At 72.6% G+C, this 632-nt stretch carries 1 pseudogene; it reads left to right on the top strand.

The window, feature by feature from the left end:
• A pseudogene (locus tag VQ03_RS30395) lies at positions 1–549 on the top strand (oxidoreductase); the annotation flags it as partial.
• Between the last annotated feature and the right edge of the window lie 83 nt (positions 550–632).

Raw genomic sequence — 632 nt, forward strand, 5'->3', positions numbered from 1 at the left:
GAGCGCTACCAGCTCTACCACCTCGAGAAGGCGAAGGGCGGGATCGGCCTCAGCATGTTCGGCGGCTCCTCGAACGTGGCGCCGGACAGCCCCAACATCTTCCGCCAGCTCAACGTCGGCACCGACGAGATCATCCCCTGGCTGCAGCAATTCTCGGCGCGCATGCACGAGGAGGGCGCGGCGCTGATGGTGCAGATCACCCATCTCGGCCGCCGCGGCGAACCCTACGGCGACCAGTGGCTGCCGACCATCGGCCCCTCGGCGATCCGCGAGACGCTGCACCGCTCCTTCCCGAAGGAGATGGACGAGCACGACATCCGGCGCGTCGTGAAGGCCTACGCTGCGGCGGTGCGGCGCTGCCGGGACGGCGGACTCGACGGCGTCGAGACCCTGGCGGGCGGCCACCTCATCGGCCAGTTCCTCTCGCCGGCGACCAACCGGCGGACCGACCGCTACGGCGGGTCGCTGGAGAACCGCTGCCGCTTCGGGCTGGAGGTCTTCGAGGCGATCCGCCGCGAGGTCGGCGACGACCTCAGGGTCGGGATGCGGTAACGCCGCGACGAGGGCGGGGCGGGGCCGGCGGGGGGGGGGGGCCCCCCAGGGGCGGCGCGCGTCTTACGGACCCCCGCTGG

Origin of the sequence: Methylobacterium tarhaniae, from assembly GCF_001043955.1 — a bacterium.
GTDB lineage: Bacteria > Pseudomonadota > Alphaproteobacteria > Rhizobiales > Beijerinckiaceae > Methylobacterium > Methylobacterium tarhaniae.